The organism is Jejuia sp. G7-7 (assembly GCF_055808955.1).
In genome coordinates, this window is record NZ_JBVVSZ010000002.1 from 104429 (window position 1) to 130100 (window position 25672).

The 25672-nt window shown below is 33.6% G+C and carries 23 protein-coding genes and 2 pseudogenes; 10 read left to right on the forward strand and 15 right to left on the reverse strand.

The features are described 5' to 3' along the window. Positions 1-31: 31 nt before the first annotated feature. The 8 genes and pseudogenes from AC0L5U_RS10515 to AC0L5U_RS10550 all read right to left on the reverse strand — a co-directional run bounded on the left by AC0L5U_RS10515 (position 32) and on the right by AC0L5U_RS10550 (position 12977). Entirely contained in the window at positions 32-1735 is a 1704-nt protein-coding gene (locus AC0L5U_RS10515; protein WP_473416378.1) for an outer membrane protein assembly factor BamB family protein, read from the reverse strand. After that, complete coding sequence (locus AC0L5U_RS10520; protein WP_473416379.1) at positions 1669-1941, reverse strand: hypothetical protein; 273 nt, start codon at positions 1939-1941, stop codon at positions 1669-1671. The genes AC0L5U_RS10515 and AC0L5U_RS10520 overlap by 67 nt, the downstream gene beginning before the upstream one ends. 11 nt (positions 1942-1952) lie before the next feature. Further along, positions 1953-3257, reverse strand: coding sequence for an L-fucose:H+ symporter permease (gene fucP / locus AC0L5U_RS10525; RefSeq protein ID WP_473418267.1), 1305 nt, complete (start codon positions 3255-3257; stop codon positions 1953-1955). Between the two features lie 109 nt (positions 3258-3366). After that, entirely contained in the window at positions 3367-4713 is a 1347-nt protein-coding gene (locus AC0L5U_RS10530; protein ID WP_473416380.1) for a DUF1552 domain-containing protein, read from the reverse strand. After that, positions 4713-8315, reverse strand: coding sequence for a DUF1592 domain-containing protein (locus AC0L5U_RS10535; protein WP_473416381.1), 3603 nt, complete (start codon positions 8313-8315; stop codon positions 4713-4715). The genes AC0L5U_RS10530 and AC0L5U_RS10535 overlap by 1 nt, the downstream gene beginning before the upstream one ends. Positions 8316-8635: 320 nt before the next feature. Beyond that, positions 8636-10018, reverse strand: a complete 1383-nt coding sequence (gene xylE, locus AC0L5U_RS10540; protein WP_473416382.1) for a D-xylose transporter XylE — start codon at positions 10016-10018, stop codon at positions 8636-8638. A 3-nt stretch (positions 10019-10021) separates the two neighbouring features. Further along, positions 10022-11346: pseudogene (xylA, locus tag AC0L5U_RS10545) on the reverse strand (xylose isomerase). 149 nt (positions 11347-11495) lie between these two features. Then, on the reverse strand, positions 11496-12977 hold the full coding sequence (locus AC0L5U_RS10550) for a xylulokinase (RefSeq protein WP_473416383.1): 1482 nt from the start codon (positions 12975-12977) through the stop codon (positions 11496-11498). A gap of 191 nt (positions 12978-13168) precedes the next feature. Here AC0L5U_RS10550 and AC0L5U_RS10555 point away from each other — a divergent pair, with 191 nt between their 5' ends. The 10 genes and pseudogenes from AC0L5U_RS10555 to AC0L5U_RS10600 all read left to right on the forward strand — a co-directional run bounded on the left by AC0L5U_RS10555 (position 13169) and on the right by AC0L5U_RS10600 (position 20092). Next, on the forward strand, positions 13169-13504 hold the full coding sequence (locus tag AC0L5U_RS10555; protein WP_473416384.1) for an arsenosugar biosynthesis-associated peroxidase-like protein: 336 nt from the start codon (positions 13169-13171) through the stop codon (positions 13502-13504). A 128-nt stretch (positions 13505-13632) separates the two neighbouring features. Continuing rightward, positions 13633-14697, forward strand: coding sequence for an arsenosugar biosynthesis radical SAM (seleno)protein ArsS (gene arsS / locus AC0L5U_RS10560; RefSeq protein ID WP_473416385.1), 1065 nt, complete (start codon positions 13633-13635; stop codon positions 14695-14697). Positions 14698-14778: 81 nt separating this feature from the next. Continuing rightward, positions 14779-15201 carry a rhodanese-like domain-containing protein gene (locus AC0L5U_RS10565; protein ID WP_473416386.1) on the forward strand — a complete coding sequence of 141 codons (423 nt, stop codon included), beginning with the start codon at positions 14779-14781 and terminating at the stop codon, positions 15199-15201. Continuing rightward, positions 15194-15823, forward strand: a complete 630-nt coding sequence (locus AC0L5U_RS10570) for a TIGR04282 family arsenosugar biosynthesis glycosyltransferase (RefSeq protein ID WP_473416387.1) — start codon at positions 15194-15196, stop codon at positions 15821-15823. The genes AC0L5U_RS10565 and AC0L5U_RS10570 overlap by 8 nt, the downstream gene beginning before the upstream one ends. A gap of 58 nt (positions 15824-15881) precedes the next feature. Continuing rightward, positions 15882-16616, forward strand: a complete 735-nt coding sequence (locus tag AC0L5U_RS10575) for a T9SS type A sorting domain-containing protein (RefSeq protein WP_473416388.1) — start codon at positions 15882-15884, stop codon at positions 16614-16616. Positions 16617-16621: 5 nt separating this feature from the next. Then, positions 16622-17433 (forward strand): annotated as a pseudogene (locus tag AC0L5U_RS10580) (purine-nucleoside phosphorylase). A 17-nt stretch (positions 17434-17450) separates the two neighbouring features. Further along, positions 17451-18422, forward strand: coding sequence for an arsenosugar biosynthesis arsenite methyltransferase ArsM (arsM, locus tag AC0L5U_RS10585; protein ID WP_473416389.1), 972 nt, complete (start codon positions 17451-17453; stop codon positions 18420-18422). Between the two features lie 27 nt (positions 18423-18449). Further along, positions 18450-19055, forward strand: coding sequence for a hypothetical protein (locus AC0L5U_RS10590; protein WP_473416390.1), 606 nt, complete (start codon positions 18450-18452; stop codon positions 19053-19055). Positions 19056-19065: 10 nt separating this feature from the next. Then, positions 19066-19401 carry a DUF547 domain-containing protein gene (locus tag AC0L5U_RS10595; RefSeq protein ID WP_473418268.1) on the forward strand — a complete coding sequence of 112 codons (336 nt, stop codon included), beginning with the start codon at positions 19066-19068 and terminating at the stop codon, positions 19399-19401. Continuing rightward, complete coding sequence (locus AC0L5U_RS10600) at positions 19394-20092, forward strand: TIGR04283 family arsenosugar biosynthesis glycosyltransferase (protein WP_473416391.1); 699 nt, start codon at positions 19394-19396, stop codon at positions 20090-20092. Before AC0L5U_RS10595 ends, AC0L5U_RS10600 begins: the two co-directional genes overlap by 8 nt. Here AC0L5U_RS10600 and AC0L5U_RS10605 read toward each other — a convergent pair. The 7 genes from AC0L5U_RS10605 to AC0L5U_RS10635 all read right to left on the reverse strand — a co-directional run bounded on the left by AC0L5U_RS10605 (position 20089) and on the right by AC0L5U_RS10635 (position 25581). Continuing rightward, positions 20089-20820: a metallophosphoesterase family protein gene (locus AC0L5U_RS10605; protein WP_473416392.1), complete on the reverse strand. Its 732-nt coding sequence runs from the start codon at positions 20818-20820 to the stop codon at positions 20089-20091. The genes AC0L5U_RS10600 and AC0L5U_RS10605 overlap by 4 nt on opposite strands. A 66-nt stretch (positions 20821-20886) precedes the next feature. Continuing rightward, entirely contained in the window at positions 20887-21696 is an 810-nt protein-coding gene (locus tag AC0L5U_RS10610) for a hypothetical protein (RefSeq protein ID WP_473416393.1), read from the reverse strand. Between the two features lie 17 nt (positions 21697-21713). Next, on the reverse strand, positions 21714-22145 hold the full coding sequence (locus tag AC0L5U_RS10615; protein ID WP_473416394.1) for a POTRA domain-containing protein: 432 nt from the start codon (positions 22143-22145) through the stop codon (positions 21714-21716). Beyond that, on the reverse strand, positions 22142-22870 hold the full coding sequence (locus AC0L5U_RS10620) for a hypothetical protein (protein ID WP_473416395.1): 729 nt from the start codon (positions 22868-22870) through the stop codon (positions 22142-22144). Before AC0L5U_RS10620 ends, AC0L5U_RS10615 begins: the two co-directional genes overlap by 4 nt. Continuing rightward, positions 22863-23843: a glycoside hydrolase family 113 gene (locus tag AC0L5U_RS10625; protein WP_473416396.1), complete on the reverse strand. Its 981-nt coding sequence runs from the start codon at positions 23841-23843 to the stop codon at positions 22863-22865. Before AC0L5U_RS10625 ends, AC0L5U_RS10620 begins: the two co-directional genes overlap by 8 nt. Positions 23844-23923: 80 nt before the next feature. Next, complete coding sequence (locus tag AC0L5U_RS10630; protein ID WP_473416397.1) at positions 23924-24829, reverse strand: hypothetical protein; 906 nt, start codon at positions 24827-24829, stop codon at positions 23924-23926. A gap of 38 nt (positions 24830-24867) precedes the next feature. Further along, positions 24868-25581, reverse strand: coding sequence for a DUF547 domain-containing protein (locus tag AC0L5U_RS10635; protein ID WP_473416398.1), 714 nt, complete (start codon positions 25579-25581; stop codon positions 24868-24870). Positions 25582-25672 lie beyond the last annotated feature (91 nt).

A 25672-nucleotide genomic window follows, 5' to 3' on the forward strand; every position in this document is an offset into this window, starting at 1 on the left:
CTTAACAATAAAATTTATTCTAAACTCATACTTAATCTCCAATACAAATAAGTTCTTTCATTGTACGATGGTAAATTTTTCCATTCGCATAACTTAATGAATTTACACTCCAAGTTTGTCCTCGTTCCCCCAAATCGTTAACTGCTATTAATACTGATTCATCAAACTTATCTACGTTAGCATCAATAACGTAAACAAGCCCTAAAGCGTTTGTAAAATATATGTAATTATTTACCATAGTAGGAGAACCTAAGAAGCACTTTTGAAATCCGTCTCCCCTAGTCCTAGCATCAAAAGCATTTAATTGACCTTGAGAATTTAAACCATCGTTATGCTCTTTCGTTTTCCATAGATAATTACCATTTTTGTCTATTTCAGTTGGTATTTCTAAGTGTTCGTTCTTTCCAGTTTTTATATTATGCCTTGCTATATATGGCTTATAACGTACCATATAAAACAAATAATCGCCCGAAGACATATTACAATGTCGTTGATTTTGGTGGTGTTTCAATTCTACCTCAGAGCTCAACACATATGAATTGGTATCAACATTAAAATTATATTGTTCTACAGTATTTAATTTTTGTTTAGAAATCAGAGTTCCTGTTTTAGTATCTATAATTAGATGCTCATCGCCTTTATAAAACCAAGACGCTTTTTCTGTATCCCAATGTTGCGTACTTAATGCTCCCCAACCAGAAATTTTATTTGCTTCTTTTGGCTCCCAATTCCAAATAGATTTACCATGATGTTCTTGTTCTAAACTGATTAAACTCAATCCAACTGGACGTTCTGGAACTTCATGAGGGCCGCCGCGACCAATTAGCATTGCTGGTTTACCTTCAAATGTTTTACCCAAAACCGGTGTATTATAATGAGTTAAAGCTTCTTCTGTAACCCATTTACGTTTTCCTGTGCTTTTATTAAATGCATGAAGATAATTCCAATCTTGATGTCGTTTTGTATCGCCTTCAACTGGCGGTTCAGTATTTAAAATTAAGTCGTCATAAAGCACCGAATCAAATTGTTTATTGAATGGTTTTCCAGCAGTACTAGGCATCCAAGTACGCTCCCAAACCAAATTTCCTTCCATAGTAAAACACGCCATTCCACCACTAGCATTAATTGCCCAAACATTTTTACCATCAGTTATTGGACATGGAGTTGTAGCATCACTAAAGCCATAATTATATTGGCTAGAAATAGTACCTTTTACGGTTTGTTTCCAGAGCGTTTCTCCAGTATCAGAATTTAGACAAATTATTACAATATCCTTGCTAGTAGCGCCTCCGCTTTTAGCTTTTTCTAAAGTAATTAATTCCTTATTCAACTTACTTAACCATTCTGAATTCTCATGTACATAGCTTTTGAATTCATTTAGTGTTTTGCTATATATTTTACCAAATTCATCCTTTCGCATCAGGTTTTTAGTAATATTAGGCCTTTCTAATTCTGAAGCCTTTTGATAATAATTGTTCTTCGCTAACAGATCTTGCCACTCTTCTTCATGTACTTTTAAAGCCTTCTTAAGTTTTACGTATTCTGTATTATTCTTTTGATTTAATCGTTGTTCTTCAGAATAAAACGCTTTGTCATAATTAGTTTTTGTTACATAGTATTGCTTCAAAACTTCAGAATGCTTAGGGTTATCATTTGGAGGGTTTATCGTTAAAAACAACTTATTTCCCCAAACCGCGATGCCACTTTGACCACCTTCGGGCAACTCTTTTTCCATTTGATGTGTTCTCCTGTTCTTACCGACCATTTTGTTGGAACTGATAAATCAGTATCTACTTTCCAACTTCCATCTGGTCCTCCAGACATTGGCCATTGGTTTTGGCTATCTGAAACCATTGTAATAGAATTTTTGTCATTATTACATGACGTAAAAATGAGAAACAATAAGGCATAACCTATCAATAGATTAAAATGAAGCTTCATATATTTTAAATCTAAGCAGACCTTGAATTCGTATAACCATAATAAATAACTGGAATCAAACAAATCATTGGCATAATAAAAGAGAATTTAACCTCTGGAATTCCCATAATTAATGTATCCGCCAAATCTGGTCCGCCTATATCAATAATAAGTCCTTGAATTGGTGGAAAAATAGCGCCTCCTACAATAGCCATTACTAAAAATGCTGACCCTACTTTGGCTTCTCCATCCATATCTTTTAATGCAATACCATAAATTGTTGGAAAGTTAATAGACATGAATAATGAAATACAGACTAGAGAAACTAACCCAGGAATCCCTGGCATTAAAATAGCACCTGCACAACATAATACAGACATAATTCCATAAAAGAACAACAGTTTTGGTGCTTTTAATTTTGTCATTAACGCAGTACCAACAAAACGACCTGCTAAGAAAATTATCATTGCCGTCATGTTCCAATAGGTAGCATTTAATTGATCTCCAACTGGTCTAGATTCATTCAAAAAAGACACGTACTGATAAATTGCAGTCCAACACATAATTTGAGCTCCAACATAAGTCATTTGGGTTAACACTCCAGGAAAGAATGCTTTTTTTGCAAATATTTTAGAAATTGATTCGCCAAACGTAATTTTAACTTCATCCTGAATTTTTGGTATTTTTGTAGCAACAACAATTGCTAGTACTACTAAAACTACAACACCAATTCCAAGATATGGTAAACTAATTATTTCTAAATCTGATGTTCTAATAGTTGCTTTTGCAGTATCTGAAAGCGAATCGAAAAGAAGCGTTCCTTCTGCATTTTTGTCATCAGATTGTAATGCACTTAAAACTACAAATTGTGCAACTAACATTCCTGTTAACGATCCTATTGGATTAAAAGCTTGAGCTAAATTTAAACGTTGCGTTGCAGTTTCTTTAGCACCCAATGATAAAATCAAAGGATTAGCAGTAGTTTCTAATAATGATAATCCGCAAGTAATCACATAAAGTGATAGTAAAAAGAAGTTGAAATTCTCAAAGTTTGATGCTGGGTAAAACAAAAAAGCACCAGCAGCGTATAACACCAATCCTAATATAATTCCAGACTTATAACTATATTTTCTTATAAATAATGCAGCAGGAATAGCCATACACCCATATCCAAAATAAAACGCAAATTGCACCAAATATGCCTGAAACCAACTTAATTCTGGCATTACTGTTTTAAACGCTGTAACCATAGGATTGGTAACATCATTGGCAAACCCCCAAAGGGCAAATAAAGAGGTTATAACTATAAATGGAATTAATAATTCCTTACTTACAATTGGGGCTTTTTTTGATTACTCATACGTGTTTATTTAGATAGTTTGGTTTAGTTTTAATTCATACTGTATTCTACTAAATACAATAGTTTAATTAATATTTAATAATCTTTTATGATAATATTGCGGGCAATTTACCTGTACTATCTGAAAAACTTTCTGTTTTAATATCAACAGCATTTAACATGTTTACAAACAAATTAGATAGTGGTACTTCCTTCTCATTAAACTTAGTATATGTACCATGCTCTGCTCCTAATTTAGAACCACCAGCTAATATAAGCGGACAGTTTCTAGCATTATGTGTTGAACTACATGCACTACCATAAAGAATAAGCGTATTATCTAAAAGTGAACCATGTTCATCTCTTGTATTTTTCATTTTATCAATAAAATATGCGAATTGTTTTGACAACCATTGGTCGTAACGCCCCCAGTCTTTCCAATGGCCTCGACTTTTATCATGAGACATACCATGATGTGGTTTTAAACCTAAAGCCAGCCTTGGAAAGTTATCTCCAAAGCCCATTCCATCTTCACGTGCCATCATATAACTTATGACTCTTGTGGCATCAGTCTGAAAACCTAAAACCATTAAATCCATCATAGAACGCACATAAGATTGAGGATCAGCTGTGGCTTCAACATCTAAATTTAATAAACTGACATCAAATTCCTTCATAGGAATATCTAACCATTTTTCATTTCGTTTTACCTGTTCTTCAACCTGATTTAATGATGTTAAATACTCATCAAGCTTTTCTTTATCATTTGCACCTAAACGGCTTTGAAGATTTTTACTATCCTCTAATATTAAATCTACAATTTTTTTTCCTTGAGCTAGTGTTTTTCTTCGGTCATTAGAAGTTCCTCCCCTAGAAGGCGAAAAGTAACGTTCAAAAATTTCTCTTTGACGTGACTCTGAAGGAATAGGTCTTCCTGAAGCATTGAATGATAACGTAGACACTCTTGATTTATAGCCTACACCTCCATCAGTTGATAATGATAGAGAAGGAAAACGTGTATAATGTCTTAATTTTTGAGCTGCAACTTGATCTACTGAAATACTATTTTTGTATTCGCCACGTAAATCGCCTCCCGTTAACCAAGTGTCTCCTGCAATATGCCCTAATACTTGACGACTGTATGGATGACTTAACCCTCCCATGATAGAAATATCGTTTCTGTAAGATTCTAATGGAGCTAAAGATTTTGTAAACTTATAATTGACACCTTCGCCTTTAGGAAACCAATTCCAATCGTTATGATATATGCTTTCCTTTGGTGGTAAGCCAACACCATTAGGGAAATATAAAAAACAAAGTCGCTTTGCAGGTTTTGTTTCAAGAAACTTTGAAACACTATTCATCGCCATACCTTCCATATATGGCAACATACATGCCACTCCTAATCCCTTCAAAAAAGTTCTGCGGTCTAAATGCCAGGGTTTCTTGCTCATTATCCAAATATTTTATTAAACCAACTTTGTTCTTTCTTATAAAATGATTCGCTTAAAACTATCTGCTCAATCACAGTTTGAAAACGAAACTCATCTTCTATAACAGCTTCCACAATTTCGTCAATTTCTTTTTGATCTGCAAAACCAATATCTCTGCCCAATGCATATGCATAAAGATGCTCTACAAGTGCTTTAGTAAATTCTTCGCTTTTTATCTTCAAAATGTAATCCTTGATTCCTTGCACACCCTCAACCTCAGTACCATCTGGTAATATTGATTTCGTGTCAATTGGTTTCCCTTTTGCCTTTATTTGATATCTACCTACGGCATCATAATTTTCAAAAACCACGCCATATGGGTCTATTTTTCGGTGACATTCTAAACAAGATTCTTTATTACGATGTAAAAACAATTGTTCTTTTAAAGTCAAATCTTCAAAACCAGGTGTTTCAGGATCTAATTCTGGCACATTTGGCGGTGGTGGCGGCGAAGTTTCTCCAAGGAATTTTTCTTTTAACCAAACAGCACGTTTTATTGGATGCGCCTGAATACCATCAGAATGCCCATTTAAAAAAGCACCTTGTGATAGTAAGCCTCCACGATTCATAGTTGAGGCTAATTTTACTGGTCTAAACGCATTTCCTTGTACACTATCTATTCCATAAAATTCGGCTAAATTTTGATTCAACATTGCAAAATCAGAATCAATAAAATTGAGTATACTTAAGTTGTTTTTTAATACGTAATCTATAAAACTATAGGTTTCTAAACGCATATCTTCTTTAACAAATCGTGTGTAATCTTTGTAAACATTTATATCTGTATCAATATTTTTCTGCCTATCTAATCGTAACCATTCATAAGTAAAAGATTGAATCATTTGTGATATTTTAGAATCATTTACCATCCTATTAATTTGCTCAGGCAATTCATCATATAAATCTCCTTCTAAAGCTAAGTGATTTAGAGTTTCATCAGGAGGTGCATTCCACAAAAAATAGGATAATTGAGACGCTAGATAAAATTCATCTTTGGCATTTTCATCTTCGGGTGTTTCCGGTTCAAACAAATAAAGAAAATTAGGCGAACATAATACAGCAACTAACACCTCTTTAACACCATCTTCATACCTAATGTAGTCTCCTTTTATACTTTTCCAAAAATTTAGATATCTATCTAATTCGCCTTTATTCAGTTTTCTTCTAAAAGCACATTCTATAAAATTAGTTAAAACTTCAACAGTATAAACTTCCTCATTGTGTTTATTAGGAGAATCAAAAAATATTTCAGTATGACTTTTGGGAGGCCATACAGGATGGTAAGGCGCTTCAAACTCTACAGATTTAATGAGTAAAGGCGGACCACTTTCACTATTAGATTTTACAAGATAATTATTCCAAAGTCCTATAGTCATCATATTTGCCAAGTCACCACTTACTTGACCATTAGCTAAGGGAATTGGTAAATTTTCTAGTCGTCCTTTAAATTCAAAAATTCGAGAATCTCCTAAAGGTGCGTTTATTTCGACAGGTTTTTCAAAGGTTTTATAATCCATTCCATCGTCAGTACGTGTCCCTGCAAAAACCTGTAATGATGGATTTATAGACGCGTACTTTTTAATGTTTTTCTTCGCCTCTTCCTCTAATATTTTTGGAAGCTGGTCGTTTTCTGGCAATGGTGTTAGCACAATATCACTAAACCCAACAAAAAACTTCCCTCCAATTACTCCTGTATGCTTACCTTTTTTCAAATATACCATGGTAACTGGCGTTATTATCTGTTTTGAATTTCTCAAACTTTCATCCATATATAAGCGCTCACTTACTCTATTTTCCCCACCTATAATACTTAGTCTATAAGAAGGCATTGCATCTTCAGAAACATATGGATGTATTAAATCTACTTGATAAATACCTGCTTTTGGCACTATGTAACTAAACTTAGTTTGAACAAACTGTGCAACATTTTTTGGTAATAGCCAACGCTTATTTTTAAGGATAAATTTGGGGTTCTCAGGAATATCTTTAGCCGATATATATATTGCTTCTTTTGATTTTGGAGCTGGTTCCTTTTTTCTTAAATCGATAAGCCGCTCATTAGACTGAGAATAATACCCTTTTGATGCTTCAACTCGAAACACAAAATCACCTTCCCTAGGAAAATCTTCTTTAATCAACAACTTCATATTTGGGGATGGCCCTTGCCAAGATTTAGGTGCTTTTTCTTGAGCAGGTAATGCTGAATTTAATAAAAGCCCTTCCTCAACAACAGCATACCTATTACTGCTAGAGCCTCTCATTCCTATACCAATTTTGGACTTAATAGCCCTTAAAGTATCTTTTTCCTGCTTGCTATTTCCTGTTATAGAATAGCCTTTTGCGTCTAGTACCTCAACAGTAAAATCTTTAGATTTTATAGGAGCTGTTTGATAACCACCATATTCAGAACCCATTTCTTTTTCATCAATATCTAACCCAAATGTGATTTTATATCTTTTAGCTAAAGGTTTTCCTCCTTCTACTATTGCTTTATCTAAAGCTTCCCTTGCTATTTTCTGATAATAATCAATATGTAATGCAGAGGTTTGCAATACATTACCATTATTACTAAATCCCATTTTAGACTTCCCATCATCGGGTAATACATCCCCAAAATTAACCGACACTCCTAATAACTGCTTTAAAGAATTTGTGTACTGCGCTTTAGTTAAGCGACGCATTACTTTTATATTTTCGCTTTGTTTAGCTTCTGCTGCAACCTCTAAATTTTTAGTCATCCAATCTACCAAAGCTGTTCGTTCAGCCTTCTTTAATTGTGGTTTATCTTCAGGCGGCATTTCTCCAGAATTTATCATATCTAATGCTGCATGCCACTTTTCGGCATCAGGGCTATTAACCATGTCCCAATGCAATACATCCAAACGTACATCTCCTTTCTGTTTGTCTGTACCATGACATTCATAACAATACTTTTTCATAATTGGCCTAACCTCATTTAAAAACTTAACATATTCTACAGAAGTTGTATCAGAAACACCATTATTAATAGCTACATAGCTTTTAGAATCATCATCTATACCCAAAACTGTTTTTAAACCATTAGGCATATGTTTAGTAAGATAATTTGAGCCATGAGTTAAAGAACCTCCAAAATGCCCTGTTAGTGATAACAAAATTATAGTTATCACTAAAAAAATATTATATGATTTTCTTAATGATTTTTTTTGTTTTAAAACTATTAACCAAACACAAGTTAAAGCTGTAAACCATCCTAGCCATTTATGATTACTTAGTGTAATTTCATTATAGTTTCCGCTTGAAGCAAGCAAAAATCCAGCAAACAAGGCAGGAATAATGCTAATAACTGAAAACCAAAGTATGAACTTACAGGCTGTTTCCAAATTAAGTTTGGGCTTAAATTTATTAGCTATTTCCATAAAAAACAGCACGATTAAAGCACCAATAGGAAGATGCAAAATTAAAGGGTGCAGCCTTCCTAAAAACATCAAAAAACTATCATCTTTACTTAAATTTATTGGTGTTAGCACCAAGGCTAATAAAACCAAACTAATCAGGATAACAATTTTTAGTGTTTGCTTCATAAATCTTTCAAGGTTAATTTTAGATAAACCCATTTTGAGACTTAGTTTTATTAGTAAAATTTAAGGTTACTTAGATACTAAAATTAATATAAGTCTCTAAGTTACACTATTTCAAATATCTATTTTTAAATAACAAATGAACCTTTTTTTAGTTTTTACTATAAAATTCTGGTCATATTGGTCATTTCTGTTCATTTTGATTTAAAAAAGAATAAAACGCATATCAAAGTTAAGTTGGTAAAACCCAAAACAAAAATCAAGAGCTCAGTTCAATAGAAATATTGAACTGAGCTCTTGAGAACTATAACTATAGTAATTAACTAACTATTTTTCCTCCATATCATTTCCATTTCTTCTAAAGTTTTACCTTTTGTTTCTGGCACCATTTTCCAAACAAATATTGCAGAAAGGATACTCATAACACCATAAAACAAATAAGTACCTCCACTACTGAATTCCATCATTGGCGGATAAGTTGAGGAGATAAAGAAATTTGCACCCCATTGCGCTGCGACCGCTATAGCAACAGCCTGGCTTCTAATTTTATTTGGAAATATTTCTGAAATTAACACCCAACAAATAGGCCCCCAACTCATCATAAAAGATGCTGTATAAATGATAATAAATACAAGTGTTGATATACCTATAATATTTTGAAATGCTAAAATAGAAATAGCAATCATACCTACAGCCATACCAATAGAACCGGTAATTAACAACGGTTTTCTACCCCACTTATCTACAGTTAGAATTGCTATTACCGTAAAGACTACATTGATAAGACCCATAATTATAGTTTGCAGCATTGATGCATCTTTGGCTGCACCCATACTTTCGAAAATACGTGGGGCATAATATAATGCTACGTTAATTCCAACAAACTGCTGAAATACAGATAATAATATACCAACTACTATAACTATTTTACCGTATGAAAATAATTTCCCTTTAGAAGTTTCAACGGTACTTTTTATTTCGGTTAAAATTTGCTTTGCCTTTTCTAAACCATTTATTTTAGATAAAATGGATAATGCTTTATCATTTTTATGCTTTAAGGCCAAATATCGTGGAGATTCCGGCATGAAAAACATAAGAATAACGAAAACAGAAGCAGGAATGGCTTCGGATAAAAACATACGTCTCCAACCTATTTCGTTAATCCACTCTATAGTTTGCCCTTCTGCAATACCCCAATTCACAAAGTACACAACCAACATTCCGAAAATGATAGCAAACTGATTTAACGATACTAATTTACCACGAATATTTGCTGGTGCAATTTCCCCAATATACATAGGGCACACGGCAGAAGCTAGACCAACACCTATACCGCCAACAATACGATAAAAATTAAACATCCATAAAAGCCCCATTGATGGTTCGCCTTTTTCAAAAAATAAAAACTCAGGATTTCCTGAACCTAATGCAGATAATAAAAATAAAACTCCTGCAATAATAAGTGCATTTTTTCTACCATAAGCTGAAGATACAAAACCAGAAATAGCACCACCGATAATACAACCAATTAAAGCTGAAGATACTGTAACACCATGTAAAAAGGAACTTAACCCCTGACTATCAATTAAGAATGCTTGAATAGATTTTTCCGCCCCAGAGATTACAGCTGTATCATAACCAAATAATAAGCCTCCTAATGTAGCAACTAGTGTTACTACATAGATGAATGATTTATTTTGTGCCATATTTTAAATGTATTGATTAATAATGTTTTCAAATAATTCTTGTTTTCCACTTTTTAGAGGCAATTCCCCATTTTCTTGAGCAATTTTATACAAATCTTCCATTGATAATTTACCCTCTTCAAAAGCCTTACCATTCCCAGAATCAAAAGAACTATAACGTTCTTGTCTTAACTTTTCATATGGAGAAGAACTCATGATTTTATCAGCAATTAACAATGCTCTTGCAAAAGTATCTGCACCACCTATGTGCGCGTGAAATACGTCATCCAAATCTGTTGAGTTTCTTCTAATTTTGGCATCAAAATTAACACCACCACCTTGCAATCCACCTGCTTTAAGGAATACTAACATTGCTTCGGTAGTTTCTTGAATATTATTTGGGAATTGATCTGTATCCCATCCATTTTGATAATCTCCACGATTAGCATCTAAACTTCCTAGCATGTCTGCCTTTGCTGCAACTTCTAATTCGTGTTGAAAGGTGTGTTGTGCCAACGTAGCATGATTTACTTCTATATTGATTTTAAAATCTTTATCTAAACCATACTCTTTTAAGAAACCAATTGCCGTAGCTGTATCAAAATCGTATTGGTGTTTTGATGGCTCCATTGGTTTAGGTTCAATAAAGAAATTTCCTTTGAATCCTTGGTTGCGTGCATAATCTCTTGCCATACCCAAAAACTGTCCCATGTGGTCTAACTCTCGCCCCATATCTGTATTTAATAAAGACATGTAACCTTCACGACCACCCCAAAATACATAATTTTCTCCGCCTAATTTGATGGTAGCGTCTAATGCCAATTTTATTTGTCCGCCGGCTCTTGCTACCACATCAAACTCTGGATTGGTGGAAGCACCGTTCATATAACGTGGATTTGAGAAACAGTTTGCTGTTCCCCAAAGTAATTTAGCACCAGAAGCTGCTTGCTTTTCTTTTAAGTAATCTGTAATGGTGGCTAATCTACTTTCAGATTCTGAAAACGTTGCTGCTTCTTGAATTAAATCGAAATCATGGAAACAGTAATAATCAAATCCCATTTTAGTAATAAACTCAAAAGCGGCATCGGCTTTATCTTTGGCAGCTTGAATTGGATCTGAAGATTGGTCCCATTCAAAATTTTGAGTTCCAGGACCGAAAGGGTCTGCACCTTGACCACAGAAGGTGTGCCAATACGCTACTGAGAATTTAAATGCTCTCGCATTGTTTTCCCTGCAACCACTTGGTCTGGATTGTAATATTTAAATGCTAATGGATTATCAGACTCCTTGCCTTCAAACTTAATTTCATTGATACCTTTAAAGTATTCTTTGTTTCCTATTATTGCCATTTTCTATATATTGATTTGTGAATTAGTTTATTGTTTCTTCAAAATGTTTTCTAGTTCTTTACCCGCGTTAGGGATTGAACGGCATGTGGAGCTCCCGACGCAGGAGGAGCGACTAGTGAAAGCCCGACCCTTGTGGTAACGCCCAAATTTTAATTATTCAAAATTGTTTCTAATTGTTTTTTCCAATTTTGATATGCTGCTTCGTATGGTGCTTTGTTGCCTAATGGCTTATACGTCATTACATGATCGTTTGCTGTGATGTTATCGCCAAATGTTTTAAAATCGCCATCGGTTAAGCCAACTGCTCTCGCAGCTCCAACCGCTCCTGTGGTATTATAAATCTCGATATCATGACCTATTAAAGTTGCTACGGTATTAGAAAAAATCTCTGAGCGGAACAGATTATCATTTCCAGCTCGTATAACATTAATCTCTGCATTATCGGCTTTTAAAATATCCATTCCATACACAAATGAAAAGGCAATACCTTCCAGAGCCGCACGACATAAATGGCCTTCGCTATGCGTGTTTAAATTTAAATTAGAGAAATGTGTCCCGATGATTTTATTGTTAAACATACGCTCTGCACCATTTCCGAATGGGATCACGCAAACGCCTTCTGAACCTACAGGAACAAGCTCTGCTTTGGCATTCATGGCTTCGTAAGTATCTGAAGCCAAATTATCTTTTAACCAACGGTATTGAATTCCTGCTCCATTAATACACAACAATTTGCCTAAAGTTTTACTAGTAGCAGCATAATTTACATGCGCAAAATGATTAATTCTTGAAGATTCCTTAGACTTCAAAACATTGGTAACCGCATAAACCACACCAGAAGTACCTCCAGTTGCAGCTACTTCTCCATGATTAAACACATTTAAAGATAAAGCGTTATTTGGTTGGTCTCCCGCCCTATAGGTAACAGGAATACCTTCTGGCAATCCTGTAGCTTGTGCTCCAGCTGAATTCACTTTACATTGCTCTGTAAAATTCTCGACAACCTCTGGCGTTAATGCCGTATTAATATCATAATGCTCTAACAGCCAATTGGCTACTTTATCTTCATTATAATCCCACAGCATCCCTTCGGATAAGCCATTTTTAGTGGTATTTATGGTTCCCGATAATTTTAAAGCAATAAAATCTCCAGGGAGCATATATTTATGGATTTTAGCATAAATATTGGGTTCATTATCGCGCACCCATTTTAATTTAGAAGCCGTAAAATTGCCAGGAGAATTTAGTAATTTCGTCATGCAAGTCTCCTCGCCTAACGCTTCAAAAGCAGTATTCCCTATATCCACCGCACGACTATCACACCATATAATGGAGTTTCTTAAAGGTTCTCCCTCAGTATCCACTACCACTAATCCGTGCATTTGATATGAAATACCAATTCCAGCAATTTTAGAAGCATCAATATTTCCTTCCTTCATGGCACGTTTTGTGGCTATACAAATATAATCCCACCATACATTTGGATCTTGCTCAGCCCAATTTTGTTGGGGCGCTACAATCTCCATTTCATTAGTGGGTTCATTTAATGTAATTACATTTGTTCCTGTTTTAGCATCCACAATCGCAACTTTAACAGACGAACTTCCTAAATCATATCCTATATAATACACTCTAACGGTTTTAAAATTGGAATGATGAAAGATAGGTATTCAGCATTGGTTTTCTATCCTGTTTTAGAAAATATCAATTCTATTTCTACGAAAAATTTTAGTAATTGTTAAACTCTCAATTTTTTGTTAAGTCCCTCGGTTTTTCTCGACATAATAACCTAGTTGTTTATCTTTACAATAAATTTTTTGAAATGCAAAAAACATATTACGACCCGTCAGACCTTAGGAAATTTGGAAATATTACCGAATGGGATGAGGAATTAGGCAATAAATTCTTTGAATATTATGGTAAAGTTTTTGAAGAAGGTGCTTTAACCGCTCGTGAAAAATCGCTAATTGCCTTAGCCGTTTCTCATACCGAGCAATGCCCCTATTGTATTGATGCTTACACAAAAGATACGCTACAACGTGGTGTTACAAAAGAAGAAATGATGGAAGCGATTCACGTTGGTGCCGCTATAAAAAGTGGCGCTACGTTAGTACATGGTGTACAAATGATGAATAAGGTAAATAAGCTGGACGGATAATATTTGGGCGTTACCACAAGGGTCGGGCTTTCACTACTCGCTCCTCCTACGTCGGGAGCTCAGACATGCCGTTCAATCCCTAACGCAAGTCCAGAACTTATAAAGATTAATAGCCTCTAAGAAAGAGTATGACGAAAGTTAAAACACAATCTCTACATAAACGCGATAGCGATTTAGCAAACAGCAATAGGCAGTTAGAAATTCTATCTAATGGAATTTTTCAAAACGGGGAATTACCAACCTTTAAAACTAAAATTGCTGAAACTAATCAGTTTCCGTTAAAAGCGAAAAAACTTGAAATTCTTCAAATAAATGTAGGTTACATGTGCAACCAAGTATGCGAACATTGTCATGTAGATGCTGGTCCAGACCGCAAAGAAATTATGACTCGCAACACCATGCACCAATGTTTAGAAGTCATAAAAAACACAGGTGCTCACACCTTAGATTTAACAGGAGGAGCTCCAGAAATGAATCCAGATTTCCGTTGGTTTGTTGAAGAAGCTGCGAAAGCAGGTATTAAAGATTTCATTGTCCGTTCTAACCTCACAATTATTAGAGCTAATAAAAAATATTACGATTTACCAGACTTTTTCAAAAAACACAATGTACATGTAGTAAGTTCTATGCCACATTGGACACGTGGAAAAACAGACAAACAAAGAGGCGAAGGCGTTTTTGACATGTCCATAAAAGCCTTGCAAGAATTAAATGCTGTGGGTTATGGTATGCCAGATAGCGCTTTGCGCTTAGATTTGGTTTACAACCCCTCTGGAGCTTTTTTACCCGGAGACCAAATGTCTATGGAAAAAGACTTCAAAAAGGCACTAATAGAAGATTTTAACATTCAATTCCATAATTTATTTGCTATTACTAATTTACCAATTTCAAGGTTCTTGGATTATTTAATAGCTTCAGAAAATTATGAAGATTATATGTATGCTTTGGTTGAAGCTTACAATCCTGCAGCAGTAGCAAACGTGATGTGTACCAATACGCTTTCTGTAAGTTGGGATGGCTATTTATACGATTGTGATTTTAACCAAATGTTAGAACTACCTGTGAATAGTAAAGTAAAACATATCTCTGAATATAACGAAGAACTATTAGAAGGCAGAAATATTGTAATTTCACAACATTGTTATGGCTGTACCGCTGGTGCCGGAAGTAGTTGCCAAGGTGTTGTTGCTTAAAGAATGACTATGAAACAGCTTTTTTTATTACTATGTATCGGATTTTCAATTTCGGGGTTTTCACAGAAAAAACTCGAAAAAATGTTAAAACGCCAAAACACAGAAAGCATTCCTTATATCTCAGTAGATTCACTTAAACATCAAAAAGAAAATTTTGTTTTGTTAGATTCTCGTGAGGAAAAAGAATTTAAAACCAGTCATTTAAAAGATGCAATTTGTGTAGGCTATGATTTTTTCAACTTAGATTCAATTCAGAATAACTTACCTAATAAAGATTCAAAAATAGTAGTGTATTGTTCCCTGGGCATTCGTTCTGAGGATATTGCCGAAAAACTTAAAAAAGCGGGCTACACCAATGTTTTTAACTTATATGGTGGAATTTTTGAATGGAAAAACAACGATTTAGAAGTTGTAAATTCAAAAGAAAAAGTAACAGATTCCGTTCATACCTTCTCAAAAGAATGGAGTAAATGGTTGAATAAAGGTATAAAGGTTTATGAGTAAAGAACTCGTTATTGTTTTTGTGAAAAACATAAAACTTGGCAAAGTTAAGACTAGACTTGCCAAAACTGTTGGCAATCAAGGTGCTTTTGAGGTTTATAGTGAATTAGTAAACATTACCGAAAAAGCAACAGCAGATGTTAAAGCAGATAAACGCATTTACTTTTCAGATGCAATTTTAGAAACCAAATGGAATGGATTTGAAAAATATGTTCAGAAAGGAGAAGACCTTGGAGTAAGAATGAAAAATGCTTTTGCTAAAGGTTTTGAAGATGGTTACGATCATATTGTTTTAATTGGCTCAGATTTACCAGATATAAATGCGACTCACATTGAAAATGGCTTAAAAGCACTACATAATTCTGATTCTGTTTTTGGACCAGCAATTGATGGTGGCTACTATCTCATCGGACTTTCTAAAGTCTATGATTTTATTTTTAAAAACAAACCATGGAGTCAAACTAGTTTATTACAAGAAACACTTCAACAGTTAAAAGAAAATAACATTTCATTTAAGACATTAGAAACTCTAAATGATATTGATACGTTTGAAGATTTAGAAGCCTCCCTGTTTTACAAATCAAATCGAAAACTTCAAGAAAAAATAAAACAACTGAATAATTAATGAAATTTTTCTTCATTAACACGACTACTTTTAAATACCCACCTAATAATAGTCTACGATGAAAACAATTCTACTTTCTTTTCTTTTAGTATTTACCTATCAATTTAACTCATCTCAATGTGTTGCTAGTGCCACTAATTTCGGCAACAATACTGTTGGTTCTTATGAAGTTACTGGAGATGTAACTGTAACCTTAAATACCGATAATACTGTTTCTTTAGATTTAGGTTCAAATTTTATGACAGCTGCTGGGCCAGATGTAAGAGTATATTTAGTTAACTCTAACGGGATGTCGGATGCTGCATTACAAAATGCTGAAATTGCTGATTTAACACGTATTGAATTTGGTCTAGTAAGCTGCACAGGTTGTATGCCTGTAATTCCAGCAAATGGTGCTAAAACTTTTAACATTACAATACCTAATGGACAAGATATTAGGGATTATGACAAGGTATTCTTTTACTGTTTTCAGTTTGATGCTTTTTGGGATTTTGGGAGTTTCACATCTTTTACAGATGCTAATTGTGATATTCTTAGTATAGATGATACTAATATAAAAGCTGCCTTTAAAATATATCCAAATCCAACATCAAACAATGTAACTATTGAAAACAACAAACAATTACCTGTTTCTGTTCGTGTTTTTAATGTTTTAGGAAAAGAAGTTTTAAAAACTGAAATAACTTCACTTTTAAAATTAGAATTAAATTTATCATCATTAAAAGCTGGTGTATATTTGTTACAAACTTCGTCTAATGGCGCAGTAAACACAAATCGTCTCATAAAGCATTAAATTAAATGATTAAATTTATAGAAGAAACTGTTGATTATCTTAAAAACAAGGGTTTTGAAAACCCAAAAATTGGTATCATTTTAGGAACAGGTTTAGGACAACTTATCAATGATGTTGAAATTATAAAAGAAGTAAGCTATAATCATATTCCAAACTTCCCAACTGCTACCGTTGAATTCCATAAAGGGAAACTCATTTTCGGGAAACTTGCTGGTAAAAAAGTAATTGTGATGCAAGGGCGTTTTCATTTATATGAAGGTTACACATTGCAAGATGTAACATACCCTGTTCGTGTTATGGAAAAACTAGGCATTACAACTTTGCTAGTTTCCAATGCCTCGGGAGCAATAAATTTAAATTTCAAAAAGGAGAACTCATGTTAATTGAAGACCATATTAACCTTCAAGGAGGTTCGCCATTAGCATTTAAAGGTGTTGAACAATTAGGAGAACGTTTTACAGATATGAGCGCACCTTATGATGCTGAAATCAATCAGTCTTTCAAAACTATCGCTAAAGCAAACAATATTAAATTACATGAAGGCGTATATGTAAGTGTTGTTGGACCACAATTAGAAACTCGTGCTGAATACCGCATGTTGAAAATTATGGGTGCTGATGCTGTGGGTATGAGCACCGTTCCAGAAATTATTATCGCAAACCATTTAAATTTAAAAGTAGCTGCGGTGTCAGTTTTAACAGATGAATGCGACCCAGACAACTTAGCTCCTGTTGATATATCAGAAATTATAGCCATGGCAGGTAAAGCAGAACCAGATATGGTAACACTTTTTAAAGAATTAATTAAAACACTTTAAACTGAACACTTAATAGCATGAGTACATATTTAGAGACAACACACGACGTATATAAAGAAGCAGCCCTAACTCCAGATGTTGGTTTATGCTGCACAACTAATCCTATTTGGGAATTACCAGGTTTAAAAATCCCAAAAATAATGCAAGAGATGAATTATGGTTGTGGTTCTACGGTACATGCACGTGACTTGACGAATAATCCTAAAATGCTCTATGTTGGTGTTGGCGGAGGTATGGAATTATTGCAATTCTCATATTTCAATCGTCAAAAAGGAGGTGTTGTTGGCATTGATGTGGTTGATGAAATGTTAGAAGCTTCTCGTAAAAACTTTAAAGAAGCTGAAGCACAGAATGATTGGTTTAAAAGTGAATTCGTAGATCTCAAAAAGGGAGACGCTCTACATTTACCTGTTGAAGATGATTCTATTGATGTAGCTGCTCAAAATTGTCTGTTCAATATATTTAAAGCTGAAGATTTAAAAAAGGCAATTGCTGAAATGTATCGTGTTTTAAAACCTCATGGTAAACTAGTAATGAGCGACCCTACATGCGAGCAACCAATGAATGACACACTTCGTAACGATGAGCGTTTGCGTGCTTTATGTTTAAGTGGTAGTTTACCAATTGCGGAATACGTCAAAGCATTAACCGATGCTGGTTTTGGAACCATTGAAATTAGAGCAAGAAAACCTTATAGAATATTAGACTCTAAACACTACCCAACTGATGAATTAATCTATATTGAATCCATTGAGGTAGCTGCTATAAAAGACCCAATGCCAGAAGATGGCCCATGTATTTTTACTGGAAAAGCAGCCATCTATTATGGAGAAAACGATTATTTTGATGACAAAAAAGGACATGTTTTATTAAAAAATCAGCCTTTAGCTATTTGCGATAAAACTGCGGGAGCGCTAGCTAATTTAAAGCGGCATGATATTTTCATTAGTGAATCTACATATCACTACGATGGCGGTGGTTGTTGCTAAACATTAAATTATAAAAAAACCCAAACCATGAAGCGGCTTAACCTTATTTTTTTTATCAGCATTTTGATGTCTTGCTCTGGCACAAAAAAGGCCGTGGAGAATACTGATAAAAAAACTCAATCTGAACCTCAAAAAGAAGATTTAGTGAAGAAAAAAGTTCGTACTGGCGAAATCATCAAAATTACGGACTCTCTTTATGTGCCCCAGGATGAAAGCAATATTGAAATTATAGAAGATAGCTTTAAAGATAAAGCTGAAGATTCCATTGTTGTTTTAATCCCTGAGACTGAAAAAACAAACGCTAAAGAGATTACTCAAACTAAAAATATAAAAGAAATAGAAATTCATAAACTTTGGAATGAACTTTTGAAAAAATATGTTTCAGAAAATGGCAATGTAAATTATGAGGGGTTCAAAAAAGATAATTGGAAACTCCAAAAGTACATTAGAGCTCTTGACGAAAATATTCCTAAAAAATCATCTTCAAAATCTAAGAGATTAGCCTATTGGATAAATGCATACAATGCCTTAACAATAGATTTAATTCTGCGCAATTACCCTATAAAAAGTATTAAAGACATTAAAAACCCTTTGGGATCAACGCCATTGGGAATTAGACGAAAAATGGTATAATTTAAATGAAATAGAACATGAAATTCTTCGCAATATGAATGAGCCTAGAATTCATTTTGCCATTGTTTGCGCTTCTTATTCTTGTCCGAAATTGCAAAATGAAGCGTTTACAGCATCCAATTTAGAGGAACAATTAACTAATGCTACAAAGGTCTTTTTAAGTGACACTAAAAGAAATTCTATTTCTCAAAATAATTTAGAACTCTCTAAAATATTCCAATGGTTTGCCAAAGATTTTAAACAAGATGGTTCTCTTATTGATTTTTTGAACATATATTCTGAAGTGAAAATATCAAAAAACGCAAAAAAGCGTTTTAAAGATTACAATTGGGACTTGAATGAATAAGATTTCAATTATAATACCTACGTTAAATGAAGCAGAAACTATTTCTAGTCTGCTCAAACATCTTATAGAAAATTCTTCAAAAGAAAACATTAAAGACATTATAGTTGTTGATGGCGGCAGTAATGACGACACTCAAGAGTTGGTTTCACAAATAAAAAACATTACGCTTTTAAAGTCTGAAAAAGGACGTGCAAAACAAATGAATTATGGCGCAAAATATGCTAAAGGAAATATTCTCTATTTTCTGCATGCCGATTCTTTTCCGCCCAAAAACTTTGATGAATTAATTATTTCGGAAATCACAAAAGGAAACGAAGCAGGTTGTTTTAGAATGAAGTTTAATAGTAATCATTGGTGGCTAAAATTGGCTGGATGGTTAACAATGCTCCCATTGAAATCTTGCAGAGGTGGAGACCAAAGTCAGTTTATTACCAAATCACTTTTCAAAGAAATTGGAGGGTATAATGAGCGGTTTTCAATTTATGAAGACAATGATTTAATAAAAAAACTATATGCTAGAAAGCAATTTGTAGTAATTCAAAAATGGCTTACAACCTCAGCGAGACGCTACGAGAAACATGGTGTTTGGAGAACTCAGTATTATTTTTGGCGTATTCACTTAAAAAGCAGACTGGGTGCATCCCCAGTAGAACTTAAATCTTATTACAAAAATAACCTCATAAAAACCTAAGATTTATTCCGTCCCATTTCATTTGGATACAAATCAGGTAAATTATCGCTTTGAAACACTTCTTTTGAGTTTAAATTAACTGCAGACAATTTACCTTTAAAAGCAGCACCTGTATCTATATTCCAAACATTAATTGCTTGCATTGGGGTAGCAACACCAAAATTGGTTGTAGGTGTATGCCCAATGTAAATTTCGTTGTAATGCGTTAAGCGTTTAGGATATAATTCTGAGTTTTTCTCAATGCGTTTATCCATAGTTAAAGCCATTTCCCAAAGTGTTCTATCAAAATATAGTGTAGTTTGAAACACTTCTTTTTCAACACCATGCATTGATGTAAAACCAGCGTGTAAAAACAAGCGGTTTTCTGTATCTATATGATACATTTTAAGGTTTTCGAAAAACTCTAAATGTTTTTGTTTTTCTTCAGATGAAACACCTTCATAACTTTCCATAGTTTCTTTACCTCCGTGCATGTACCACGTTGGGTTTACGGATCCATCTCTCAGCCAGTCTTCACACCAAACATCATGATTCCCCTTTATGAAGATACAATTTATACTTTCAGAAAGCTCAATAAGCAATTGTATGACTTGTGCTGATTCGCTCCAACCATCAACATAATCGCCCATGAAAATAAGCCTATCATCATCTTTGACTTCTAATTTATTTAATAATTGAATTAAGGCTTTTAACCCGCCATGAATATCTCCTATTGCAAAGGTGCGCATATTTGATTAGTTTTTGGCAAAACTAGAATTTTCAAATTAAAAAAAGCTATCTAAATTTAATAAACATTAAAAATATTGTCCAATTCCGAAAACCAAACCTTTTGTAGAATTTTCGGTAATACCATAGCCGTAATCTATTCTGAAAATGGCGTTGTATATTTTTTTATGGATAAAGCGTAAGCCCACACCTGGGTAGATTTTTACGTTGTCTTTTTTGCTGAAATCGCCAAAATCCCCTCCTGGATTTCGCCATGTGCCTGCATCTACAAATGCATTACCTTGTAACACGAACCAATTTTTTTCATAGAGTGTGTGGCGGTATTCGGTATTTAGAACGACAACACCAGTACCTCTATCAATAGTATTACCAACACCGCGGACATTTAAATTGTTGTCTACAGAAAAGGGAGCAAATGGTGTTTCATCGTTGGTAGATAAGCCCATCCTGAGTCTAGATGCCCAATTCCCTTTTTCGCCAATGCGTCTGAAATAGAAAAAATCGTTCCAACCAATTAAAAAATCAGGAAGCATATCGTTTGTGGAGGTTACATATTGGAAGTTAAAAATACTTCGGAAACCCGATATATATTGATATGAATAATCGAGATTGTTAAATTCATAAATTCCTTTTGCCAACCATTTATGAACGTTTAATTCTGGTCTGTTATTTATATTTTCGCCTTTAAAACGGTAATCTTCCACAAAATAATTTGCACCAAGCTCAAAACGGTTATTGAAATTTAAACGGTATAAACCTAAAATTTCAATGGACTCGTTATTGTATTTATAGTTGGCAGTTTCATCGTCAAAAAAAACAGGTTCTTGAGTGGTTAAATCTTGATAATTTATAGCTAACCCTAACTGACGCGAAAACAAAAATGGGGCTCTGAAGTTTATAGCGTAAGAATCGTAAATATCTTTTGGTAGAAGCCTCCAAAAATGATATTTCTTCCAAATGAATTGAATTCGTACAATCCTAAACGATAGGCAAATTCATCATCATCGGTGGTATAAAAGTTTACTGAAGGAATTAGTGTGAAATTTTCTTCGATGTTATAAAAGATATTATATCGATTGCCTTCTGCGGGAAAAACTTGGTAGGATGCATGTGAAACAGAAGGTAATCTTTTAAGCAATTTCATGTCTTCTTCAATTAATAAAGAATCCAAAATATCGCCTGGTTTTAGCGATGCTATTTTTCTAACAAAAGACGATTTTAGCTTTTTATTACCTTGTATTTTCACATCGGCTACTCTATTTTCTTGAGAAAATAGTACCGAACAAAATAGGACAACTAAAATGCAAACTAAATATCTTTTTATCATTGTGCCTCAAAAGATTTTAAAACAACCCAATTTACCCAATTATCTAGACTTACATCCATTAAAGTGAAATTATAATCTGCGCCTTGAATTAATGCTGGTGGTGTTTTGGTTGTTACATTTAAAACAACATTACTAGTGTTGTAATATTGAAAATGGTTCTCATAAGTATACGTGCCAGATAGCAGATTGTCTTGAGCATCTGAAATGACTTGAAAATAAATTGCATTATCGCCTGTAGCATTATTTTCCCAAGTAAAATTTGGCATTCCAGAAGTAGATTGATCTATTGCAACCACATCTGTCCAAACTGTTGGTTTTGAAATCTGTTTAGAACGAATTGGGTTCGAAATTTTTATTTCTCCATCTAATTCAAAAGTGATGATTATCCATTTTTCATGAGTTGAAGTTTGAGTAAATTTTCCTAAATGTCCATTAAAAAAAGGTTCACTTTGTAAAAACACTTGTTTGTAATTTACATACTCTTCGTGATTAACTTCGGAATTTACCGTTTCATAAAACCTAATATTCGTAGCGCCCTCTTCTGGGTAATAAAACGTCAATAGATGTCCAGTATCTTTATCACTAGCAGCGCAGGCTATTACTGCACCTGTTTCTATAGTTTTAGTTTCAGTATAATTTGCTAGGGTTATCACAAGATTATCATCATTGTCAGTACAAGACAATAGTATCAATGTGCAGCATAATATGCATTTCAATTTATTCATTTGATGTAGTTCTATAGTGTTTACGTAATAAAGCTTCAACTGGTTTGTTTTGGGGTGTAAACATATGATTCTTTTCTCCTCCTACTTCATCATGTTTGATAAACCATTTCCATATAAACCCGCCAGCAAACCATTCTTCTTTCCAAAATGTTTCAAACAAAGCTTGAGTTGTATTGGTTTGTGCTTCAAGGTTTACTTGGTTCATACTTCTATCACTTACCCATGGTTCTTTTCCTGTGTAATCTACACTTCTATAACCAAATTCTGTAAATAATATTGGCTTATTGTGGGTTTCTGATACATTTTTAATTACACTTTTGTGGGTTTCCCAACCTTTTAAACATTCTTGAACTGTTGGTGTTTTACTAGCACTAACAGGAAAATAGGCATCTACTCCAATAAAATCTAAATGATTCCAGAATGGAGTACGTTTAAATTCGTCCCAGTTTGCTGCATAAGTTAATTTGCCTTTATACATACTTTTTATTTTAGAGATTAAGTTCTGCCAATATTCTGGTCTGTTGCTAATAAATTTCTCTAATTCCGTACCAATGCAAAAAATTTCAACTTTTAGTTCCTGAGCTAATTCGGCATATTCTAAAATGAATTTTGAATACGAATCTTCTAAAGCTTTCCAATCTTCTTCATTTGCCATTTCTATATAGCCTGTGAACTCTCCATGCCATACCCAAATTTGAGGTTTAAGCATAATCTTGATGTTCTTTTTTCTAAGTTCTCCTATATATTGCTTTGCGCCTTTAACGGTTTCTCCAAACCATTGTCTTTCAGTATTGTGAACTATATTAGGATATTTTAAGTCCTTAATAAATCCAAAAGGCATAATGGCTGCATAATTAGCGTTAACGTTTATAACTGGATGTATATGTTTATCTGAAACGGCCTCTCTTGAAGCTACAAAACTAATTCCATTAATTTTTTCAGTTTGTGTATTACAAGACTGAAAATTGAGCAATAGAATAAAAAAAGGAGCTTAAAGAGCTTCATTGATTTAGCTTTTAAACTCCTAATTTACTATTTAATCTGATAATTCTACTAAAACAATGCTCTTAAGCCAATATTAAAGGTTTGCCCTAATCCAGTTGCTTTACCTCTAAAAAAGTTTGAATATAAAAACTCAATGTTTAATTCATTTGTTAGTTGGTATTTTGCGCCACCACCAAGTATTGTTGCATTTTGGTTAAAATCGTTCTCCCCTAGATCATTTCCTCCAAAAGAAATTAGTTGAATATGTTGAACTAAACCTAACACCGTAAATTTTGAACTTGGAAAATAACTTAAAAAAGCACCAGGCGTTAAACGTAAACTGTTATATGCAAAACTTGCTTGTTCTCCAAAATTATACTCCGTATTTAATTCTGTAAATATTTGCCAATCTCCGCCAGCAAAACTGTGGTCGTAGAAAAACCTATTTTGAAATATAAAACCATCTTGATCCAAAAACACACCTTCTTCACTTTCGTTATCCACTAAAGGAATATGAAATGCCGTTTGAATGGTAAAATTACCAACACTTTTAATTGGATTAAACTTTACTGCTGGAGCAAAGGAAGTGAAACCAGAACGTGCAGTACCTCTTTCTCCATCAAAAGAAAACACATCGAGAGCTTTTCTTCCTCCAATCGCATTAGAACGAATCTCAAATAATAATCCAACATTAAATGTATTACTATCAGATACACCTGTAAATATATCTACTGATGACGTGAAAAATGAGTTTCTGGGTATATCTCTTTTTTGTGTTCCTTCTTGGTTTCCAAATAAATCTTTAGTTTCTGTATATAAGTTATTAAACCATTTTATATCCCATTGTCCTTTATTTAACAATTTAGATGGTGTGTAGGTTTGAATATTACTTCCCTGTGGCTCTTGATCTTCTTCTTGCGAAAATCCGTTAAATGATATCGCTACTAATACTACTAATGCTATTATCTTTTTCATTATTTTGATTTTGGTTTGATATTTACTTTTATTTTTTGTTATTGTTTATTTATTGTCCAGTCGTAAGGAAAGTAACTCAACTTCCATTTTCCTTCTAATTTTTCTGTTCTGTACTTGTTTATAAAATCGATTTCATCCATCCCTTTCATTTTAAAATCGCCTTTATACCACTCCATGATTTGAGATACTTGAACTCGATTTTTTTTAGTATTAACTCTTATAAAACTTCCATTAATTGCTTTTTTAGCTTGGGTTTCTAACTGGTTATTCAAGGTGTTTGGCAAATAGGCTTGAGCAATTAAAGGCGGACATCCAACTGCACCACAAACTAAAACAAAATGAAAGCGTGCATCATTAAACTGCCCTCTTAATAGTTTATGTTCAATATCATTTAAAGTGATTTGCTTCCCTCCTAGACTATGTTTTGTTTTATCAAAAAAACCTGCATTATCTAATGGCGATTTAGTTGGATATTTATCTATGAGTCCTTTTATAACAGATAAATTATAAGCATTTATCCAAAAGGCTTGGTAATTATTTGCATCATCTTTAGATACTGAAATACCTTCGGCTATTTTTAAAATTTCATTCAATCCATTTTGGTTTTCATGTATTTTAGAATATGCAACTTTTCCGTTTGATACATTCGCTTTAAAAAAAGCATCCGCCTTATTAAAAAACGTATCCAGATCTTGTGCTTGAGTAAAAAAGCTTCCTAAAAAAACAGTTATTATTACTATGATTTTTTTCATTTTAATTAATTTAAATTTCAAATTACTGAACCCTAAGTCTGCTTAATTTCCATAAACTTTCAAAAAAAATCAAAAGTTTTTGCCGTCTTAC

Bases quoted from the DNA above. Each gene is read 5' to 3' on its own strand.
- AC0L5U_RS10515 (WP_473416378.1), bottom strand. From the start codon at position 1,735: ATGGAAAAAGAGTTGCCCGAAGGTGGTCAAAGTGGCATCGCGGTTTGG.
- AC0L5U_RS10520 (WP_473416379.1), bottom strand. From the start codon at position 1,941: ATGAAGCTTCATTTTAATCTATTGATAGGTTATGCCTTATTGTTTCTC.
- AC0L5U_RS10530 (WP_473416380.1), bottom strand. From the start codon at position 4,713: ATGAGCAAGAAACCCTGGCATTTAGACCGCAGAACTTTTTTGAAGGGA.
- AC0L5U_RS10535 (WP_473416381.1), bottom strand. From the start codon at position 8,315: ATGAAGCAAACACTAAAAATTGTTATCCTGATTAGTTTGGTTTTATTA.
- xylE (WP_473416382.1), bottom strand. From the start codon at position 10,018: ATGGCACAAAATAAATCATTCATCTATGTAGTAACACTAGTTGCTACA.
- AC0L5U_RS10555 (WP_473416384.1), top strand. From the start codon at position 13,169: ATGCAAAAAACATATTACGACCCGTCAGACCTTAGGAAATTTGGAAAT.
- arsS (WP_473416385.1), top strand. From the start codon at position 13,633: ATGACGAAAGTTAAAACACAATCTCTACATAAACGCGATAGCGATTTA.
- AC0L5U_RS10565 (WP_473416386.1), top strand. From the start codon at position 14,779: ATGTTAAAACGCCAAAACACAGAAAGCATTCCTTATATCTCAGTAGAT.
- AC0L5U_RS10570 (WP_473416387.1), top strand. From the start codon at position 15,194: ATGAGTAAAGAACTCGTTATTGTTTTTGTGAAAAACATAAAACTTGGC.
- AC0L5U_RS10575 (WP_473416388.1), top strand. From the start codon at position 15,882: ATGAAAACAATTCTACTTTCTTTTCTTTTAGTATTTACCTATCAATTT.
- arsM (WP_473416389.1), top strand. From the start codon at position 17,451: ATGAGTACATATTTAGAGACAACACACGACGTATATAAAGAAGCAGCC.
- AC0L5U_RS10590 (WP_473416390.1), top strand. From the start codon at position 18,450: ATGAAGCGGCTTAACCTTATTTTTTTTATCAGCATTTTGATGTCTTGC.
- AC0L5U_RS10600 (WP_473416391.1), top strand. From the start codon at position 19,394: ATGAATAAGATTTCAATTATAATACCTACGTTAAATGAAGCAGAAACT.
- AC0L5U_RS10605 (WP_473416392.1), bottom strand. From the start codon at position 20,820: ATGCGCACCTTTGCAATAGGAGATATTCATGGCGGGTTAAAAGCCTTA.
- AC0L5U_RS10615 (WP_473416394.1), bottom strand. From the start codon at position 22,145: ATGATAAAAAGATATTTAGTTTGCATTTTAGTTGTCCTATTTTGTTCG.
- AC0L5U_RS10620 (WP_473416395.1), bottom strand. From the start codon at position 22,870: ATGAATAAATTGAAATGCATATTATGCTGCACATTGATACTATTGTCT.
- AC0L5U_RS10630 (WP_473416397.1), bottom strand. From the start codon at position 24,829: ATGAAAAAGATAATAGCATTAGTAGTATTAGTAGCGATATCATTTAAC.
- AC0L5U_RS10635 (WP_473416398.1), bottom strand. From the start codon at position 25,581: ATGAAAAAAATCATAGTAATAATAACTGTTTTTTTAGGAAGCTTTTTT.